Below are 15,780 nucleotides of genomic sequence, written 5' to 3' on the forward strand. Positions count from 1 at the left end.
ATGGATTTTGAGTTAACGGAAGAACAAAGGATAATTCAGGAAACGGCTGCACGATTTGCCAGGCAGGAGCTTGAACCTGTTGCGGCGGAACTTGATGAAACTAAAAATCGGGAGATTTTGAAGAAAAACCTGAAAAAACTTGCAGAGCTCGGCTTCAACGGTCTGGCCGTTGATCCCGAGTATGGTGGAACGGGCGCCGGAGCGGTGGCCTTTTCTCTGGCCATGACGGAGCTCGGCAGAGCCTGTGCATCCACCACGGTTACGGTGTCGGTTACCAATATGGTGGCAGAAGTAATCCAGGCGGTGGGCACCGAAGAACAGAAGCGAAAGTACATTCCCCCTCTGTGTGACGGAACCTTTTATGCCGGGGCCTTTGGCCTCACGGAGCCCAACGCCGGGTCGGATCCCGCCGCCATGAGAACCACGGCCGTACTGGACGGTGATACCTGGGTGCTGAACGGGCGAAAGATATTCATATCCAGTGCCGAATATGCAGGTCTTTTCGTGGTCTGGGCCGTGACCGATAAGGAAGCCCCCAAAGGGAAGGGTATAAGCGCTTTTCTGGTTGAGCCCGACTTTCCGGGGTTTACGGTCGGCAAAGACGAAAGGAAGATGGGCCAGGTGGGCTCGTCGACCAACGAGCTAATACTCGAGGATTGCCGGGTTCCCAGGGAAAACCTTCTGGGAGAACTCAACCAGGGGTTCAAAATAGCCGTAACGGAGCTTGCAGGCGGGCGAATAGGCATAGGGTCGATGGCGCTGGGGATAGGCCTTGCCGCAATGGACTTTGCCACTCAGTACGCCAAGGAACGAATCCAGTTCGATGTTCCCATCATTCAGCATCAGGCAATCCAGTGGATGATAGCCGACAACTACACCCGGCTTGAAGCGGCACGGCTTCTCCTGCTCAAGGCGGCGTATCTCAAGGACAGGAAAAAGCCCTACATGAAAGAGGCCTCCATGGCCAAGCTCTTTGCAACCGAAGCAGCCAATAAGGCCTGTTACGACGCCATGCAAATCCTCGGAGGCTATGGCTATACGAAGGACTTTCCTCTGGAGCGCTTCTACAGAGACGTTCGGGTGACGACCATTTATGAAGGAACCAGCGAGATCCAGCGGCTCATAATAGCACGTCACTATATGCAATAGCGGGTTTCATAAAAAGGGGGAGCACTGTAGGTGCTCCCCACAGAAGCCCTCTGAGCCGCCTCAAAATCCGCAGAAATCGACTCAATCCTTTTTCTTTTTTCCTTCCTTCATGATGTCCCTTGCAGTGTCAAACTCACCTGCTTCGGCAAAGGTTGCGGCAACCATGGTGTCTTCCATTTTTTTCTTATAGGCCAGCCGAAGAAGCCTTACCAGTTCGTCTATATCCACCGGTTTTTGCAGGTATTCAAAAGCACCAAGCCTTCGGGCTTCTTCCTCGTCTTTTTCGGAGCCGTGGCCGGTCAGGATGATAACCTGCACTTCGGGATAGGCCTTCCTTATCCTTCGAAGAACTTCCATGCCGTCAATACCCGGCATCTTCAGGTCCAGAACCATAACGTCGGGAATTTCATCTTCTACTATCTGAAGCGCCTGTTCCCCGTTATAGGCTACCCCTGACGGAAGATCACGTATCTCAAGCCTTTCCCTCAGTGCATCTACGAATTCTTTTTCATCGTCCACGAGGAGCACCTTTATTTTCTCCATGATGGGCCTCCCTACTTATGGGGTTTTTTCCCTTGATCTTCGGGCAGGTCAACATTCGCTTCTGCGAAGGTTGCAGCAACGAAGATGTTTTCCAGCCTCTTCTTTAAACTTCGCCCTCTAAACCGCAGAGCCTTCTTCTGCCGGGAATTGAAAGCCCTGCGAATCTTTTCCTCCAGTTCCGATATCTCAAAGGGCACATAGATGTCGTCAAAAACCCCTTTTTTCATCCCCGCTATGGCGCTCCGGATACTGCCCGATCTGAGCATAAGAATTACTTCCGGAGGAGGTTCAATGTGATCCAGTGCGTTAAAAAGGTTGCTTTCATGCCCGTTTAGCACATATTGGCCGGCAACTATAACGTCTATCTCCTTTCCCGCATCCTGTAAGAATTCATCAACGGAACCGGCCGTTGATACCCTGTAACCTCTTCTTTCAAGAAGTTCTGCAAGCCTATCCCGAAAATCCTCGTCTCCGTCCACAATAAGAACCCTGGGGTTCATCGCTTTCCGGTAAAGAAAGCTATATGTTAACCACACAGAGCTTTATCGGGACGTTGGCCAGACCCACGTCTTCAAGAAACTTACCGAGGGAAGGTCGGGCGGCTTTCTTTTTCAGAATCTCCAGAGCCGTGTCGTGACAGTTTTCTTCGGCAAAGGCCACGGCCGAATAGACGTCCCTGACTTCCCTGACCAGGGTCCTCACCGTCAGTGCCCTGCGGTTCACACCGAATCCGGACAGGTCCAGACCTTTTTCGGCAAAGGCTACTGCCGCAAAGGTGTCCTCGATATATTTTTTCCAAGACATGACGGCCCTCCTTTCTTCAAAACTTTGGCATCCTTCTTAATCCGCAGATGATGCAACGGCCGTTCCACTCTGCAGCTTTAGCCGTTTCAACATAAAACACATCGTGATAACCGTAACATGAGCCTCTGGAACCGGCACGAAAATATGCCAGCCCGAAAACTCCGAAGACCTGATGAAACATAATGAAAAATCATGTTGATACACTATGATAAGTTATGATACGTAATGTGCTGAAACAGATCTGGCGGGAGGTGAAAGTCCATGGGACGGTTGGATGGAATAACTATTGCTGGCCTTTACGACGACCCCGTGACGCTGGGAAGTGTTTTCGACGAACTCCCCGTAGCGGTGGTGTTTATATCGAGGGATCGAAGGGTGGTTTATCAGAACAGGGCGGCAGAGGTGCTCACCGGTTTTTCTTCTGACGAGGCCAGAGGGCTTACCTGTGCTCATGTTGTAAGAAGCAGCATCTGTGGAAGCAGATGTCCCGTTAAAGATGATCTGGGCGGAGAGGAGTCGGTTTCGGAGGATGGTGACGTTATTGCCCGGGACCGAAGGAAAATCCCCGTTCATGCTGTTTTCTCAAGGGTAAGGAGTAAAGACGGAAGGTGTGTGGGGTACGTTGAGATCCTCGAGAGCCTGGAAGATTCGGCACAGCGACAGGATTCTTCGGCGAATCCCTTCAGTGTCGGGGATATAATCGGTCGGAGCCCTACAATGGAGAGGCTCTTTTCTATCCTTCCCGGCATCGCCCAGACCGACTCCTCGGTTCTGATAACCGGAGAGACGGGAACCGGGAAGGATCTCCTTGCCGAGGTGATTCACAAGATGTCCAACAGATCCAAAGGGCCTTTCGTCAAGGTAAATTGCGGCGCTCTTCCGGAGACCCTTCTGGAGTCCGAGCTCTTCGGCCACGTTAAAGGAGCCTTTACAGGCGCAACTCACAATAAGCCCGGAAGATTCCGCCTTGCCCACAACGGAACGCTTTTTCTTACGGAAATCGGCGATTTGCCGCTTTCCCTTCAGGTTAAACTCCTTACCTTCCTTGACGACCATGTTATCTATCCTCTTGGAAGCGGAAGCGGGATAAGGGTTAACGTGAGAATAATTGCCGCAACTCACAGAGACCTTGCGGCAATGGTTCGAGAAGGAAGGTTCAGGGAAGATCTTCTTTTCAGGCTTAACGTGGTCAGGCTGCACGTGCCGCCCTTGAGAGAACGCGAAGGCGATGTTCAGCTTCTCATGGATCACTTTCTTCGAACCTTTTCATCCAGATTCGGTAAGAAAATAGTAAGGTTTTCTCCGGAGGCACGAAGCATCCTTCTGGATTATTCCTATCCCGGAAATGTCCGGGAGCTGAAGAACATCGTTGAGTATGCCGTAAATGTCTGCACGGGAAACTCCATAACACCGGAGCACATTCCTGCCTATGTTGTTGAGGCCGTGCGTTCCGGAAAGAAGGAAGCCGATGGGGTTTCCTCCGAGGGCTGCGAAAAACTTTATAAAGAGGAAGTGACGCCTGAGTTGAACAGCAGTGCTCCGCAGGTTAAGTGGGAAGATATGGAAAGGCGTATGATCCTGGAAGCCCTTGTGAAGGCCGGAGGGAGGAAGTCCAAAGCGGCCAGGATGCTCGGATGGGGTAGGGCAACCCTGTGGAGGAAGATGAAACAGTACGGGATAACCTGACATTGGCGGAGATAAGGGCCATGGAGGCAAAAGGACGGGAGAGAAAGATACTGGTTGCCCTCAGGGGAGAAGAGGTCGCCAGCAGGTTTGATATGGCTCCTGAGGCCTGGCTTGCCGTCTACAGAGAAGGTGAGGGTTTTTCTGAAGAAAAGACGGTGGTGCTCCCTCAGGCCTCGGCGGAAAACCTCTGCAGGCTTATCGTCTCCGAGGGGGTAGACACCGTGGTGTGTGGGGGGATTGAACAGGAATATTACGAATATCTTACCTGGAAGAAGATTTCCGTTGTGGACTTTGTGGTGGGAACGCTGGATGAGGTCAAAAGGAAGATCACTTCAGGGGATCTGAAGCCGGGCGATATCCTAATTAAAGGGACGGGAGAATGAGCAGATGGGCGTTATGGAAAAGTTGAGGGACTTTTTTACCTTCCACCCCGGAGACAGCGGGGCCAGATATGCAATTCTCCGTAGAAATCTGGCCATTACGATGATTCTCGTTACCTTCGTTCCTCTATTTCTTATGGCCTTCATAAACTACATGGAGTACAGGGCAACTCTCCACAAGGAAATCCTGTCCCCTATGCAGTCACTCGTCGGAAAGGCCAAGCATTCTCTGGAGCTTTTCGTTGCCGAACGCCTGGCCACGGTAAGCTTTGTGGCAAAAGCCTATTCCTTCGAAGAACTGGCCGACCCCGAAAAGCTCGGCAGGATCTTTTCGGTAATGAAAACGGAGTTTCGGGGTTTCGTCGATTTAGGGATTATCGACGAAAGGGGGATCCAGATTAATTACGTGGGTCCCTATCAACTTCGGGGCAAGGACTATTCGGAACAGCCCTGGTTTCATGAGGTGCGCATAAAGGGAAGCTATGTGAGCGACGTTTTTTTGGGATACCGCAAGTTTCCTCACATGGTCGTTGCGGTCGAAAACTCTGTACCCGGAGGCAAAACCTGGGTTGTCAGAGCGACCATCGATACGGATCGCCTGAACGATGTTATCCTTTCCATGAATCTGGACCCCGAAAGCGACGCTTTTCTCATAAATAAGGACGGCATACTACAAACTCCGTCGAAGTTTTACGGCGGGGTCCTGACCAGGATCCCGATACCGGTTCCTTCTCCCACCTATCAGCCCTCTGTGGTTTCCATTCAGGACGACCAGGGAAGAGACCTCTTTATGAGTTACGCATTTCTCGGTGAGCCCGATCTGGTTCTCGTGATGGTAAAGCCAAAGGTAAGAGTGCTGAGAGCATGGACGGCCCTTAAAAGCGAAATGCTTATCCTTTTTATCGGCGGCACCCTGGTTCTTCTCTTCGTGGTCATCAAGGTGACCGGGATATTCGTCAACAGGATAAAAGAGGCCGACGAGAAAAGAGAGGCCGCCTTCAGAGAACTGCAGCATCATCACAAGCTTTCTTCTCTTGGCCGACTTGCCGCAGGTGTCGCTCACGAAATCAACAACCCCATGGCCATAATCAACGAAAAGGCCGGCCTCATACTGGATTTGCTTGCCCGGATGCCCGAGAACCCTCACAGGGACAAACTGGAGGCTCTTACCCGGGATATCCTGAAATCGGTGGACCGCTGCCGTAACATTACCCACAGGCTTCTGGGTTTTGCCCGTCGGATGGACGTTCAAATCGAAGTCCTGGACCTGAACGACGTGATTCGTGAAGTGCTGACATTTCTGGAGAAGGAAGCCCTTTACCGAAACATAGATGTAAGGCTCCAGCTGGCCGAAAACCTCCCCCGCATAGCCTCCGATCGAGGCCAACTGCAACAGGTTTTTCTGAACATTCTCAACAACGCCTTCGAAGCCGTGCCGGATGGGGGAACCGTGTCGATTACTTCCTGGGAGGTGGATGCCGATAAGGTGGCCGTGAGCATCCAGGACAACGGCCACGGCATGGACGAAGAAACGATGAAGCATATTTTTGAACCCTTTTTTACCACAAAGAAGGGCTACGGTACGGGATTGGGTCTGCCTATAACTTACGGGATAGTGAAAAAACTCGGGGGAGACATCCAGGTTCAGAGTCAGGTGGGAGAAGGCACAACCTTTACGGTATATCTGCCCAAAAAGGCACCTCTTGCGGAATAGAAAGGGGGTTAGATCATGAGTGATGAACTTAGGGTGTTGCTGGTTGACGATGAGGAGGAGTTTGTAAGGACCCTGGCAGAAAGGCTGGAAATAAGAGGCGTTAAGGCCCTGGTGGCCCTGGATGGTGGTGAAGCCATTAACTTTCTTGAAGAAGGTGACGTGGATGTTGTGGTTCTGGATGTGAGAATGCCCGGGATGAGCGGCCTTGAGGTGTTAAGGCACATAAAGGAAACCAGGCCGCATCTTCCCGTTATCCTTCTTACGGGTCACGGGGATACCAGAGATGGCATAGAGGGCATGAGACTCGGCGCCTTTGATTACCTTATGAAACCGCTGAATATTGATACTCTTATGGAAAAGCTTTTTGAAGCCACCCGGATGAAGCAATAGAGGAGAGGGCAAAAATGGAGGACTGGAAAATAAGAGAGGATGCCTTTCTGGGTAAGGTCACCGCAGGGGCGACCCACGAACTGAGGAACGTTCTTGCCATTATCGGTGAATCTGCCGGTTTGGTTGAAGACATTATCAGGCTCAGGGGGCCAGACGGCAGGATTGAATCCAAACTTGCTCTGGTAAAGGAGCAAATAGCCAGAGGCCAGCTCATACTAGGTGCCCTGAACCGCTACGCCCACAGTGCCGATCACCCCGTAGAGACGCTGGACCTGAAGCAGAGCATCGAAGATATGATCGTCCTTTCTCGACGTTTCCTCAGGCAGAAGAACATAGATTGCCTGATCGACCGTGCCGATCAGGTCGTCGTCAGGACCTGCCCGGTCAAATGGAACATGATCCACTTTGCCCTTCTTATGAGCTATGCCGATGATCTGCCCTCCGGCACGGTAATCCGGATCGCCTGTAACCGGGAAGATAAGGGCGCTACCGTAACCTTTCGTTCGACCCCGGAAGAGAAAGTCCGGTTTGCTTCACTGAGCGGGCTTCTGGAAGATTCCTCTTTTAGAAGGGTAATGGATGAAATAGGGGTGCGGGCAGAGATAAAGGAAGGAGTGCGAACAGGCACCTGTGAGATCGGCGGTTAGTTTCATAATGTATCATAATGAAACCTGGTCTATTGCATGATGTTTCAAAAAGTTCCGTAATTGTTACTATCCCGCCATTGTTTTGCTATCATATTGAAATATAAGAGTTCTTCCCTTAGGCATGGTTGTTGCTTTATTGCTCTGGCGATTGTGACGAATTTCTCTTAACCTCGGGCACAGGAGAGAGAAATGAAGCAGTTCAGGGTTAAGGATCTTATGATACCTCTTGGGGAGTATGCAACCGTCGGTGAGAACGCAACGCTCCAGGAGGCCGTCCGGGTGCTTAAGGAGGCTCAACGAAAATATCTCGAAAAAACGAGGACTTCTCAGGAGATACGCTATCCTCACAGAGCCGTCCTCGTGCTTGACGACGAGGGGCGGGTTGTGGGTAAAGTCAGCCAGCTCGACGTGCTCAGAGCCCTTGAGCCGCGCTATGCCAGGATCATGGATTCTTCCTCTGTCCCCAGAGTCACTGCCAGCGGATTCAGCGCCGAATTTCTGGAAGATCTCATTGAAAGGTACGAGCTTTTTTCCTCGGGATTAAGGGACCTCTGTCAGAAGGCTGCGGAGAGAAAGGTTCGGGACTTTATGTACACCCCGCAGGAAGGAGAGTATGTCCGGGAGGAGGATACCCTTGACAGAGCGGTTCACAAACTGGTGATGGGTCAACATCAATCACTGCTGGTTCTGAACGGTAAGGAAGAGATTGTGGGGATACTCAGGCTTGTGGATGTTTTTGAGGTGATTGCATCGGAGATTGAGGCATGCCCGATACAGTAGAATGTTTCATAGGGGGGAGAAATGAAACTGCGTCTTTTGATTGTCGACGACGAAAAGGATTTTACCGATTCTCTGGCCGAAAGGCTTGCACTGAGGGACTTCGAAGTCTCCAGGGCCTACAGCGGGGAAGAGGCGGTGGAGCTTATAAAAGAATACAACTACGATGTGGTTATACTCGACGTGGCCATGCCGGGAATGGACGGAGTGCAGACTCTTAGAGAAATCAAAAACATAAAGCCTCTCACCGAGGTGATAATGCTGACCGGTCATGCCACCGTCGAAACGGCCATCGAAGGCATGAAGCTCGGGGCTTACGATTACCTGTTAAAACCCACGGAAATTGACGATCTCGTTGAAAAGGTTCAGGGCGCCTATGCCAGAAAAGCGGATCAGGAGGAGCGAATAAGAAAGGCGAAAATGATGAGGTATTTTGAATCGCCCAGGGCGGTTCTGGAAGACAGAGAAGACCCGTAACTTACCGAAAAAATTAGCTTATATCTGATTTTTTAAGGTGGTCGCGTGAACTTTTCATGCGAAAGGGGGATTTGCGTCATGGCTCACGATGTACATGTACCCGCCAAAAAAGGTATTCTGGCAAACAAAACTTTATGGCTCTGTGTGGGTGTCGCCGTTTTCATAATAGTCGGTTTTCTGATACCACCGCCTCAGAGCCTGATTCGGGTCGTTTCCGAACAGGGTTTTGCCGACCAGATGATTAAATGGCATCTGGCCCACGATGCAAATGAAGCCGCCAGAAAGAGCATGATCGTTCTGGGGATCATTCCCATGGCTGTTATCTTCTTTGCAACCGAGGCCTTACCTATAGGTCTTACGGGGATTCTGATGCCCATACTGGCTTACTTTCTGGGGCTGCTTCCCAAGAAAGAGGTGGGCAAGAGCTTTGCGGGTGATGCTCCCATGTTCCTTCTGGGGGTTCTTGCCATGGGGGTTGTCGTCGTGGAAGTGGGGCTTCACAAGCGACTTGCCGCCTGGATTCTGGGCTGGACACGGGGATTTTTGATCCCCGTTTTCGTCCTTTGTATCAGCATGTCCATAATTGGTTCTTTTATTTCGGCTCATGCTATGTGTGCCTTCATGACCCCGGTGATTATGGCGGTTTATTACGGGTCTGTTGTTGCACGAAGCCCCTCAGGACGGATTGACCACGATCCGGCACTGGCAAAGTTTCTGCTTTTTGCCCTCTGTTTTTCCCTCAACGTGGGAGGCGTGGGTTCTCCGGCAGCAGGCGGTCGAAATGTTCTGATGATGGGATTCTGGGAAGGTTACAGGGTGCCCATGGATTTCTTTACCTGGATGAAATACGGTTTCCCTCTTGCCCCCGTTCTCGGCTTCATGGTTGCCGTCTATATGCTTATCGTTTTCGGCCGAAACATCAAGACAAAGGACCTCACACCCGGCCTTGCGGCTCTCAAGGAAGAGACGAAGCGTATGGGCAAAATGAAATACGAGGAATGGGTTACCCTGGGAATGCTCCTCCTGATCCTCTTTCTCTGGATCTTCGGAGGACATGATCTGGGGCTTGGCGGCCCTTCGCTCCTTGCACTCCTCATTCCCATAGTCTTTCGTATCACTTCGTGGCAGAAAATCCTCCACGGCATTTCCTGGGATGCCTGGTTCATGTACTGCGGGGCTCTTACTCTGGGTGAACTGCTGAAGCAGAGCGGTGCCGCAATGTGGCTTGCCAGTACCTTCCTGGATGCTCTCAAGTCCCTGGGCATAGGTCAGGGCCTGGGGCTCTGGATAGGGCTTTCGACCTTCTCGGGACTCATGACCAACTTCATGTCCGATGCCGGAGTAACTGCGCTTCTCGGACCCATTGTTGTTCCCATGAGCATTATGTCGGGACATCCGGCAGAACCCTGGGCATCGGGTCTTGCCACCGCCTTTGCCACATCCTTTGCCCACTTCCTCATTGTGGGTACTCCTAACAACGCCATAGTCTATGCCCTGGGAACTTATCCCGATACGGGAAGAAACGCCATAGAGCCGGTGGACTTCGTAAAATACGGGTTCGTGGTCTGGTTCCTGTCCCTTGCCATAGTATGGGTGCTGGGGTTTATGGTGATTTACCCGTTCGTGGGGTTTCCCGAAGGGTTACTTGAGACGGCACGGAACGTGCTTGCTTCCGGAGGTGTAAAGTAAAGATAACAGGGAACCCTGCGATTCCTGCGGGGTTCCGGTTAAAGGAAATTTTCTGCAGAAGGAGCGGGTCATGCGGGAACCTTATGTGATGCTCGTAGATGACGAAGAGGCCTTTGTTGAGGCCATGACGAGGCGGCTTTCCAGAAGAAATCTCAAGATAATAAGTGCCCTCAGCGGTGAAGAAGCCCTGGAAAAGCTGGATAACCATCGAGACGTCGATGTGGTAATACTGGATGTTAAGATGCCGGGTATGGACGGCATAGAAACCCTGAGAGAAATAAAAGCCCGTTTTCCACTGATTGAGGTTATCATGCTGACGGGGCATGCCACCGTGGAAAATGCCGTTGAGGGCATGAAGAAGGGGGCCTTCGATTATCTCATGAAGCCCTGCGACATAGACGAGCTTATCAGGAAGGTCACGGAGGCCACGGAGAAGAAGCGGGCTCACGAAGAGAAAATCAGAGAGGCCGCCATCCGTAATGCCCTTTCCATGGTGGAGTAACGCTCCTTCCGGGTTATCCCCCCTTTCCCGGAGGAGTGAGCTCCCTTTGCGGCGCGGCAAGGCTTTCACGGTGCCCTCCCTGCCGCGCCGCTTATGTCTTCTGACCGCCGACACTGTAAACAAAACGGACACACACTGTAAAGCATTCCGACACCCTCACCCCTCTCCCTTCCCTTAAAATTCCCAAAGCAATGCCGGGCATGGAATTTGCCCTGATGGTGCGAGGAGGCAAGCGAAAGGAGTCTAAGAAGGGGTTGGGCATGGTGGCGGAGAGAATAGGAACCAGGATAGCCTTTCTTGTCGTCGTCTTTGTTTTGCTCGTGGGGGCCGTAGCGGCAGTCGGTTACTATGGGTTGAGTAAAGCTCAGGTTCTGGGGCTTCTGGAAGAAAAGGTTAACGAAGCGACCCTGTGGGTTCTGGAGTTAAGGAGGCAGGAGAAGAATTTCGCACTCAGAGGCTTTGAAAAGGTCAGGGGAGATAAACTCAATTCGGTTGAAAAGTGGCAGAGAAATTACGAAGAACTGCGCCATCTCCTTGACGATCTGAATAAGCATCCGGTCGTAAGGTCTTACTACGGGGTTGAGACGGAAGCTCTTTTTAAGAATCTTGAAGCCTATAAAAAGGCCTTTCTCGGTGATTATGTCGGATCATATAAACCCAGACTGGATGCCTTTGCAAGATGGAGGGATTTGGCCTGGGACGTAACCGAAAGACTGCAGGCCCTGAAGAACAAACTGGAAGGGTTCCAGCGGTCGGCCTTTTCTGCGGGGGATCTCGGTGAGATCAAAAAGGCGGCAGGACTCATATCCTCTTTTGAAGCCTTTTATGCCGGGTTCCTTACGCTCAGGGTAAGAGGGATGTATGCCGTTAATCTGGGTACGCTGGAAGCCTTTGGTGCTTACGACGAGCAATTACAGAAGGTTAAAGTCTGCCTTGAGGATTTCACCAAACTTGCAGAGGTAAGTGGCAATTCAGAGCTGAAGACGCTGGCCGGCGAGCTTGCAGTCCTTCTTTCTGCTTATGAGAAAGCCGGTGAGGAATACAGAAATGCCCTCAAGGTTAAGCTTCAGGGTGAAGATAAGATGATAGGAGCATCGCGCGCCGCCCTTGACGACCTGATGAAATTGCTCGACGACCTGCGTGGCCGAACGAGGAACGAAATAAATCTTCTGAAGAAGATCTTTCTTGTCGGAAGCGCAGTTACGCTTATCACGGGGGTAGTCCTGGGTTTTCTGATCTCCAGGTCCATCACCCGTCCTGTAGTGGTCAGCGTTGAGGAGGTAAACCGCAGGGTTACCGATATCACGGGAAAGATTATGGGGCTTGAAAAGAACAGCAGAGACCTTGCGGAAGGGGCAACACAGCAGGCCTCTTCCGTGGAAGAAAGCTTTGCATCCCTGGAGGAAATTGCCGCCATGGCAAGGGCTAACGAAGACAAGGGACAAAGGGCAGGTGAGTTTGCCCTTGAGGTCGAAAGGGTGGTCGGTGAGGTTCAGGAGGCTTTGCGTAATATGGTTTCGGCCATGAAGGAAATACACAAAGCCGGTGAGGAAACTTCCGTTATTGTGAAGAAGATCAACGACATAGCCTTTCAAACCAATCTTCTCGCTCTTAACGCCGCCGTGGAAGCCGCAAGAGCAGGAAATGCGGGGGCAGGTTTTGCCGTTGTGGCCGACGAGGTGAGGGTTCTTGCACTCAGAGCCGCCGAGGCCGCAAAGGACTCGGCGCGGCTTATTGAGCTTTCTCAAGCGAAAATAGGCATAGGGCGCAATGTTGTGAGGAATTGCATGAGCTCTTTCAGGCGGATCGTCAACGGCTCAGGTCAAATGGCTGCTCTGATGGAAGAAGTGGTGCGGGGATCAGGTGAACAGCGAAGGGGTATAGAGCAGTTAAACAGCGCTTTTGGGGAAATAAATCGGGTTGTGGCCCGCAACGCAGGGCTTGCCGAGGAAGTTGCCGCCATTTCTTCAGACATAAAAAACTCGGTGGAAATCCTTAATAACTCCATGATCCAGCTTGCCCGCATGGCCGGCATGAAGGCGGGAGGATCTGTTCCGTGCCAGGACTTCACATAGAGAATATTTTGATGGGGACGTTTATGCACGTTTTAGCTTCCGGTAAGCGTCGATATGTCCAGTGAAATTTATCGTTAATATTTGTTGTAACTTGTGATAACCACACTTGTTCACAGTGGTTAACGGGAGTGAGAGGATTGGATGGCTTTTAGAAGAGAGGTAATCACGGGTGTGATGGCCCCGCTTTAAGGACCTTCAGGAGAAAGACTTATGAAAGAACCGGAGGTTATCGCTTTAATACTGATTTTATCGACTTTTCTTCAGTTAGCTGCTGCTACGATGGCCTTTGTTTATGGCAAAAGGGCTTTTCAGCGTGTGGGGTGGACGCTTTTGTGCGTTGCCTTTGTCCTTATGATTGCCCGCCGCATCGTGGGACTGTTGGAAGTCACGGAGGATAGTGCGGGATACCTTGTTGTGGAAGAGTTGATCGCCTTATCCACATCCCTTCTGGTCCTGGTAGGCATCTGCTATATGGGAAAATCCTTTCAGGCTCTGGTCTCCACTGTGGAGATGGAGAAAAAGATACGGGAGAAGGAACAGGAATCCTTCCGCTTCATGCAGACTCTTTTCGACTCTATCCCGATACCGACCTTTGCCGTGGATACCGGTGGGCGGGTGATTCTCTGGAACAGGGCCTGTGAAAAGCTGACGGGCATGTCCAGGGAAGGGCTTCTGGGTAGAAAGCCTGATTTTTCGCCTTTATATCCGGAAAGAGAAAGCCCGCCTCCGACCCTGGCGGAGCTCCTCATAACGATGACGCCCGAAGAAATTGCCGAAAAGTTCAAAAGATCCGGAGTCTGGCTTAAAGAAGGTGCCGTCGTGGTGGAGACAGAATTTTCTGTGGAGGATTCCGTAAAAGCGGTGAAGCTGATTGCGGGGAGAATCTACGATGAGAGAGGGGTTATCAGGGGAGCAATCCAGACTGCTCAGGATGTCACTTCAGAGCGCAGGATGGAGCAGTATCTGAGGACCTTTCAGAAACTCGAAGCCGTAGGAAGGCTTGTCCTGGGAATAGCCCACGATTTCAGGAATATTCTCATGATCGTTCAGGCTGCTACGGAGCTGATCCCCGAAGATCGCCTTGAGGATGAGGCGGTTAAGGCCTGCATGGCGGAGGTCCGGCAGGCCGTAAGGCGCGGCTCCGATCTCTGCACCCACCTCATGAGGTTTGCCGGATCGCAGGATAAAGAAGAGAAGCAGCCGATTTTTCTGAATACAGTGCTTGTGGAATGGGAACGCACATTTCGCCGGCTCCTGCGGGAAAACATTCACTTCCGGATGGATCTTGCGCCCGATCTCTGGGCCGTCAATGCCAGGCCGGGGCAGATCGAACGTATCGTAACGAACCTCGCCCTGAATGCCCAGGAGGCCATTCCCGACGGTGGCAGCATTGTAGTCCGAACGGAAAACGTCAGACTTCGGGAAAGGGACATTCCTCCGGAGTCCGGAGTAAAGGCCGGTCGGTTCGTCAGGCTCACCGTTGAGGACACCGGAGTTGGAATGGACGAGGTCACGCGGAAGCGAATCTTCGAGCCTTTCTTCAGCACCAAGGTGAGGCCCGGAGGGATGGGTCTTTATGTGGTTTACTCTGAGGTGAGAAGTCTGGGCGGTTTTATCGACGTCAGGAGCGAGCCGGGAAAGGGAACGGCTTTTGACATCTATCTTCCGGCTCTTTGCTCTGAGTGCGGCGGGGTGGCTGACGATGCCGGTGTGCCGAAACCGGATGGTCCGGAGGAGAAGAAGGGTTGCGTCCTTCTCGTGGAAGACGAGGTACCGCTTCGGGAAATGCTGGCGGAATTTCTTGCAAGGAAAGGCTTTACCGTTCATAAAGCCGGTGATGGTAGGGAAGCCCTGGAGATCTTCGAAAGTATTAAGGACGCCGTCGATATCGTGATCGCCGATCTGGGCCTTCCCGGAGAAATGGACGGTTATGTGCTGATCGACGGGATTCTTTCCCGGAAGGAAAACATCAAGATTGTGGTAATGACGGGTTATGCTGTTGAGAAGAAAGGGGGAGCTTTTACGGATAAGGGATTCGTTGAGGTTATTAACAAACCCTTCTCGATGGCCGATGTTATGCGCCTTCTTGAAAAGTGGAGAAGCTCATGAACAGGCATGTTCTGGTAACGGTGAGTGACAATCCGAGCTACCTTTACGGGGTAAGGTTTGTGGCCGGGTTTTTCAGAAATGTGGAAAAACTGAAGGTGACTCTTTTCTATGTTGCCCCACCCGAAGCGATGGCGGGGAAAAAGGAGGAAGATGGGGAAAAGGAGCTTATAGCCCGGGTTAAGGAAGCTCTTGCAACGGCAGAACACATCCTTGTTCAAAACGGATTCAAAAGGGAAAACATAGAGTTCAAGATCACAAGCAGAAAATTCGGGACCGTCAAGGACATAATCCGGGAGGGCCGTCAGGGATTGTACGACGCCGTGGTTCTGGGCCGGAGGGGTTACACGATTTTTGAGAAACTCTTCTCCTACAGCGTGAGCCGGGAGATTCTGGAGCGGCCTATTCCCTTTCCGGTCTGGATATGCCGGGAGTTTGAAAAGGACCGTCGGGGGTGCCTCGTATGTGTGGACGGGTCTGAGGCGGCCTTTGCCGTGACCGACCATGTTGGTTTTATGCTTTCCGAGGAGTCTCTCCATCACATTACGGTTCTCCATGTTCTCGAAACCAGGGAAAAAGAAGAGGAAGGGGCCGGGATACTGGAGAAGGCGGTGGAGATGCTCCGAGAAAACGGCGTTCCCGCAGAAAGGATTTCCGTGGAAATGGTTGCGGGAGGCAAGCCTGCCGATGTGATTCTGGATAAGCTGAAGCGTGAGAAGTACGCCGTTGTTGCCATGGGCAAAACGGGTCGGGGAGAAAAGAAGGGGTGGTTTCGCGGGTCCTGCTGTGACGTGATACTGAACCATCTGAAGGGATTCTGTCTGTGGGTCGGAAGATAGCG

Annotated in this window: 16 protein-coding genes; 13 read left to right on the forward strand and 3 right to left on the reverse strand. The window is 51.8% G+C overall.

Translation table 11 applies throughout. From position 1 onward, the window contains the following. Positions 1-1,149 (forward strand): acyl-CoA dehydrogenase family protein, encoded by a 1,149-nt coding sequence (locus BM091_RS04705; protein ID WP_093393863.1) that lies wholly within the window; start codon positions 1-3, stop codon positions 1,147-1,149. Between the two features lie 81 nt (positions 1,150-1,230). On the opposite strand, the gene BM091_RS04710 is transcribed toward BM091_RS04705, so the two are convergent. Genes BM091_RS04710 through BM091_RS04720 form a run of 3 tightly spaced genes read right to left on the reverse strand, consistent with a single transcriptional unit; the run spans position 1,231 to position 2,496 of the window. After that, positions 1,231-1,692 carry a response regulator gene (locus tag BM091_RS04710; RefSeq protein ID WP_093393865.1) on the reverse strand — a complete coding sequence of 154 codons (462 nt, stop codon included), beginning with the start codon at positions 1,690-1,692 and terminating at the stop codon, positions 1,231-1,233. An 11-nt stretch (positions 1,693-1,703) separates the two neighbouring features. Further along, entirely contained in the window at positions 1,704-2,192 is a 489-nt protein-coding gene (locus tag BM091_RS04715) for a response regulator (protein WP_093393866.1), read from the reverse strand. Positions 2,193-2,211: 19 nt separating this feature from the next. Further along, positions 2,212-2,496 (reverse strand): hypothetical protein, encoded by a 285-nt coding sequence (locus tag BM091_RS04720; protein ID WP_093393868.1) that lies wholly within the window; start codon positions 2,494-2,496, stop codon positions 2,212-2,214. A gap of 261 nt (positions 2,497-2,757) precedes the next feature. On the opposite strand from BM091_RS04720, the gene BM091_RS04725 reads away from it, so the two are divergent. The 12 genes from BM091_RS04725 to BM091_RS04780 all read left to right on the forward strand — a co-directional run bounded on the left by BM091_RS04725 (position 2,758) and on the right by BM091_RS04780 (position 15,778). Next, positions 2,758-4,182, forward strand: coding sequence for a sigma-54 interaction domain-containing protein (locus BM091_RS04725; protein ID WP_093393869.1), 1,425 nt, complete (start codon positions 2,758-2,760; stop codon positions 4,180-4,182). 20 nt (positions 4,183-4,202) lie between these two features. After that, positions 4,203-4,565 (forward strand): NifB/NifX family molybdenum-iron cluster-binding protein, encoded by a 363-nt coding sequence (locus BM091_RS04730; protein WP_093393871.1) that lies wholly within the window; start codon positions 4,203-4,205, stop codon positions 4,563-4,565. A 4-nt stretch (positions 4,566-4,569) separates the two neighbouring features. Then, entirely contained in the window at positions 4,570-6,276 is a 1,707-nt protein-coding gene (locus BM091_RS04735; RefSeq protein WP_093393872.1) for a sensor histidine kinase, read from the forward strand. Positions 6,277-6,291: 15 nt separating this feature from the next. After that, positions 6,292-6,666 carry a response regulator gene (locus tag BM091_RS04740; RefSeq protein WP_093393873.1) on the forward strand — a complete coding sequence of 125 codons (375 nt, stop codon included), beginning with the start codon at positions 6,292-6,294 and terminating at the stop codon, positions 6,664-6,666. 14 nt (positions 6,667-6,680) lie between these two features. After that, positions 6,681-7,313: a sensor histidine kinase gene (locus BM091_RS04745; protein WP_093393875.1), complete on the forward strand. Its 633-nt coding sequence runs from the start codon at positions 6,681-6,683 to the stop codon at positions 7,311-7,313. A gap of 189 nt (positions 7,314-7,502) precedes the next feature. Beyond that, positions 7,503-8,093, forward strand: a complete 591-nt coding sequence (locus BM091_RS04750) for a CBS domain-containing protein (protein WP_093393876.1) — start codon at positions 7,503-7,505, stop codon at positions 8,091-8,093. Between the two features lie 21 nt (positions 8,094-8,114). Next, positions 8,115-8,567: a response regulator gene (locus BM091_RS04755; RefSeq protein WP_093393878.1), complete on the forward strand. Its 453-nt coding sequence runs from the start codon at positions 8,115-8,117 to the stop codon at positions 8,565-8,567. A 78-nt stretch (positions 8,568-8,645) separates the two neighbouring features. Beyond that, entirely contained in the window at positions 8,646-10,256 is a 1,611-nt protein-coding gene (locus BM091_RS04760; protein WP_093393879.1) for an SLC13 family permease, read from the forward strand. A 70-nt stretch (positions 10,257-10,326) separates the two neighbouring features. After that, positions 10,327-10,758, forward strand: a complete 432-nt coding sequence (locus BM091_RS04765) for a response regulator (RefSeq protein WP_093393881.1) — start codon at positions 10,327-10,329, stop codon at positions 10,756-10,758. A gap of 260 nt (positions 10,759-11,018) precedes the next feature. After that, complete coding sequence (locus BM091_RS04770; RefSeq protein ID WP_177193524.1) at positions 11,019-12,833, forward strand: methyl-accepting chemotaxis protein; 1,815 nt, start codon at positions 11,019-11,021, stop codon at positions 12,831-12,833. A gap of 210 nt (positions 12,834-13,043) precedes the next feature. Further along, positions 13,044-14,942 carry a hybrid sensor histidine kinase/response regulator gene (locus BM091_RS04775; protein WP_093393884.1) on the forward strand — a complete coding sequence of 633 codons (1,899 nt, stop codon included), beginning with the start codon at positions 13,044-13,046 and terminating at the stop codon, positions 14,940-14,942. Then, on the forward strand, positions 14,939-15,778 hold the full coding sequence (locus BM091_RS04780; protein ID WP_093393886.1) for a universal stress protein: 840 nt from the start codon (positions 14,939-14,941) through the stop codon (positions 15,776-15,778). Before BM091_RS04775 ends, BM091_RS04780 begins: the two co-directional genes overlap by 4 nt. Positions 15,779-15,780 lie beyond the last annotated feature (2 nt).

The sequence above is a fragment of the Thermodesulforhabdus norvegica genome (assembly GCF_900114975.1).
Lineage (GTDB): Bacteria > Desulfobacterota > Syntrophobacteria > Syntrophobacterales > Thermodesulforhabdaceae > Thermodesulforhabdus > Thermodesulforhabdus norvegica.